The organism is Streptomyces beijiangensis (genome assembly GCF_017315755.1).
Taxonomy (GTDB): Bacteria; Actinomycetota; Actinomycetes; order Streptomycetales; family Streptomycetaceae; genus Streptomyces; species Streptomyces beijiangensis.
In genome coordinates this window covers 1-3,805 of record NZ_JAFLRJ010000599.1, presented here as the reverse complement: position 1 = coordinate 3,805, position 3,805 = coordinate 1, and the positions used below count along the sequence as shown (strand labels likewise).

The following is a 3,805-nucleotide window of genomic DNA, read 5'->3' as shown; positions in this document are numbered from 1 at the left end:
TGTGCGGCACTGAGCGGGCGGTCCCCCTTCCACCGCGACTCCCTGGGCGGTGTGCTGCACGCGGTCGTCGCCGACGAGATCAGGCCGCCCGCTCAGTGCCGCACAGAGCAGTGCGCCGAGCGACCACAGGTCGGACTCGGGTCCGGTGTGCCCGCCCTGCATCCGCTCGGGCGAGGTGTACTCGGGCGATCCGACGAACGCGCCGGTCGAGCTGATCGTCGTCGACCCGGCGAGCTGCGCGATCCCGAAGTCGGTGAGGACGACCCGTCCGCCCTCTTCCAGAAGGACATTGGCGGGCTTGATGTCGCGGTGCAGCACCCCGCGCGCATGAGCGGCGGAGAGCGCGCCGAGCAGGGCGAGACCGATCCTGGCCGCCTCACCGGCGTCGACGGGCCCCTGGCCGGACAGCCGGTCGGCGAGCGACCCGCCGACCACCAACTCCATGACGATGCACGGGTTGTCATCCGTGTCGACCACCACGTCATGGACGACGATCACATGAGGATGCTTGATCTGGGCGACCGCCCGCGCCTCGCGCAGCGCGGAAGCGGCGGACTCACCGGCGTCGAGATGGAGCTCCTTGACGGCGACCTCGCGGCCCAGAAGCTCATCGGTGGCCTGCCAGACGGTGCCCATGCCACCCCGGCCGATACGCGCCCCGACCCGGTAACGCCCGGCGATCAGACGACTGTTGTGCGTTTCCTGCGACAAGACTGCTCCCCCAAGGTCAATCTCCGCCCATCCTTCGCCATTCCGTCCTTCTGCCCGACATCGGCGTCCGTCAGTTGGGCTGCCAGTGCTGCAGCACGATGTCGAACTGGGCGCGGGTCTTCACCCAGTCGCCGACCGGGCTCGACATGTAGATCGCGTACTCGACGCGCCCGTTGTCGACGTTGTACATCTGGTCGATCGCGCGCCGCTTGCCCGGGTGGTCCTTGGTCTCGGTCCAGGTGAATTCCCAGAGCGCGGCGGGCTGATCACGGAAGGTGTTCGTGTGCAGGCTGACCCGCTGGTAGTTCGGCAGCCGGCCCAGCTGGGGCTCGATGTTCAGCATGTGCGCGTACGGGTTGGCGAAGTCGGGGGCGGTGTCGACACTGATCCGAATGCGGTGGGCGCCGTTGTCCGGGGTGTAGTCGATCTGCTCGCCGTCCACCTGCCGCGACCAGCCCTTCGGTATGGCCAACGAGAAGCCCGCCGGGTCGACGGCCTTCGTCCAGCCGTCCGGGAGCCCGTCCGGGTTCTTCTTTCCGGGGGGTTTGGTACCGGGGGTCTTCGCCGGGGTGGTGTCCGGGACTGTGGGCATGGTCTGCTCCCCGCTGCCCGAGTCCTTGCCGTCCTGGTACTTCATGACGCCGAGGCCCACTCCGCCGCCGACCACTGCGGCCAGGGCCACGACCAGCACGGCCGTGCGCACGGGGTGGCGCTTGCGGTCGTCTGCCTTCGCGGGGGCCGCCGGTGCCGGAGGCGCCGATTCGGGCTCCGGGAGGTGGACCGTCGCCCGCTCCAGGAGATCCTTGGGCACGTTCTGCGTCGGTACGAACGCCTGCGCCTGCTTGGGCGCCCGCCCCTCCATCGCGTCGAGCAGCATCCGCTCGGCCTCGGCGACGCTCGGCCTGTCGGCCGGGTCCTTGCGCAGGAGGGCGGTGATGACGGGGGCGAGGGCTCCGGCGTTCTCCGGCGGCGGCGGTTCCTCGGTGACGACGGCCTGGAGAGTGGAGATCGGTGACGTACGGCGGAAGGGCGAGCGCTCCTCGACGGCCGTGTAGAGCGTGGCGCCTAGCGAGAACAGGTCGGAGGCCGGGCCCGGGGCCTCGCCCTGGATCCGTTCGGGGGCGAGGTAGTCGATGGAGCCGACGATCTCGCCGGTGCGGGTGATCTCCGAGTCGCCCTCGATCGCGGCGATCCCGAAGTCGGTGATCAGGACCCGGCCGTCGCGCGCGAGCAGGATGTTGCCGGGTTTGACGTCCCGGTGCAGCACGCCTGCGGCATGCGCGGCTCGGAGCGCGCCGAGGACATGGAGTCCGATACGGGCCGCCTCGCGCGGCGCGAGTGCCCCGCTCTCCTTGGCGACATCGGCGAGCGAGGGCCCGTCGACGTACTCCATGACGATCCACGGCCGGTCGTCGTACGCGATGACGTCATGGACGGTGACGACACCCGGGTGGTTGATCCGGGCGGCGGCCCTCGCCTCTTTCTGCGTACGCGCGTGCAGGACGGTGCGGTCGGCCTCGGAGACGAACAGACCTGCCGTCAGCTCCTTTACGGCGACGGTGCGGTGCAGCACCTCGTCGTGGGCACGCCAGACCTTGCCCATGCCGCCGCGCCCGATCAGCTCGCCCAGCCGGTAGCGCCCGGCGAGCAGCAGATCCGCGCTTTCGGTGTGTCCCGTGTTCCGAGTGTGTTCCACGCGCCCTTGCCCCGTTCCTCGAAGGCCAGGTTACGGAGGGCCGTTCGACCATGGAACCTCGGGTCGGGCTGTGATACCGCACTGTGACGCTTGCGATTACCGGGGGTTCAGGGGCCTGCGCGGTAAGTGGCGCTCGCCTGCTGGTAGATCTCGGTGACCTTGTCCCGCTGGGCGTCGGGACCGATGACCTGCACGATGTGGTACTTGCCGCCGATGATCATGGCGAGGTTGCGGACGTACACCTGGCGTCCGCTGCCGTCCTGCCAGCTGAACTGGCCTTCGGCCATGGCCTGCTGGCCCACGTCGATACGGCGCAGCCCGCTCGCCTGCGACCAGGAGGAATCGCGAAAGGGCTGCAGCTCGCGCTCCTTGTTGTTCTGGTACGCCATCGGATCGCTGCCCGCGTCCTTGACGGTGTCGCGGCCGGGCACGATCACCAGCTCGAAGTCGCCTCCGAGGTAGCGGATTTGTCCGTTGGCGTTGGCCGAGCGCCGCGTCCAGCTCTTGTCGACGGCTATCCGGAAGCCCGCGGGGTCGTTGCGCAGGGCGTATCCGGCAGCGAGGTGGGCGTCGCTCTCGGTGGACGGGGTGTTCTGCGGCGGGGAGGACTTCTGTGGCGCCGAACTCCCGGTGGCGGGAGCGCTCGGGGAAGGTTTGGGTGCGGGCGCGCTGCCGACCTTCTGCTGCCCGTCGTCGGACTTGGGCATGAACTTCACCGCGTACACCAGGGCCGCGATCAGCACGACCAGGACGACGACGAGCATGATCCGCCCCAGTGAGCGAGGCTTCCCCTGCGGCTTCTGCCTGTTCTGCCTGCCGTGCTGCTGGCGGTGGCGTCCGTGCGCCGCCGTCGGAACGGGCTCGCGGGAACCGCGCTTCTTCCTCCGTACGACCTCGCCCCGGCGCCGGACCACCGGGAGTTTCGTCGCGTCGGCGGCAGGCAGCGGCACGATCTGCTGCCCGGCCTCGGGCTCGGGGGCCGACCGTACGAGGGAGCGGATCCAGCCGCGGAGCTCCTCGAAGTCCGGCCGCTCGGTGGGGTCCTGGCGCAGCAGCGACTCGACGACGGGCCGCAGCGGACCGCACTCCTCGGCGAAGGCGGGCGGCTCGGCACAGACCAGCTGTACGAGCTCGGCGGCGCTCTCCTCGGGGTAGGGGGCGTGTCCCTGCACGGCCCGGAACAGCAGGGCGCCGAGCGCCCACAGATCGGTCGCGGGACCGACCGGGGCGGCCAGCTGCCAGTTCTCGTGCACGGGGCCGGCCTGCTCGGGCGCCCACCTTTCGGTGACGGCACCGACCACGGTGATCCGGGTCTGCCGGGCCCGCTCGGCGGCCAGCGGGGTGGCGGGGCCCCTGCGCGGACGGGCCGCGCCCGGGGCGGCCCGTCCGCGCAGGTGC

The 3,805-nt window shown here is 70.7% G+C and carries 3 protein-coding genes; all 3 read right to left on the bottom strand.

What is annotated here, in order from left to right; all coding sequences use genetic code 11:
* On the bottom strand, positions 1-711 hold a 711-nt coding region (locus J0695_RS37365), incomplete at its 3' end, for a serine/threonine-protein kinase (RefSeq protein WP_277990086.1).
* Positions 712-781: 70 nt separating this feature from the next.
* A complete protein-coding gene (locus J0695_RS37360; protein ID WP_206969205.1) occupies positions 782-2,362 on the bottom strand; it encodes a serine/threonine-protein kinase in 1,581 nt (526 codons plus the stop codon).
* A 152-nt stretch (positions 2,363-2,514) separates the two neighbouring features.
* Positions 2,515-3,805, bottom strand: a 1,291-nt coding sequence (locus J0695_RS37355) for a serine/threonine kinase C-terminal domain-containing protein (protein WP_505383627.1), incomplete at its 5' end; no start/stop codon positions are given.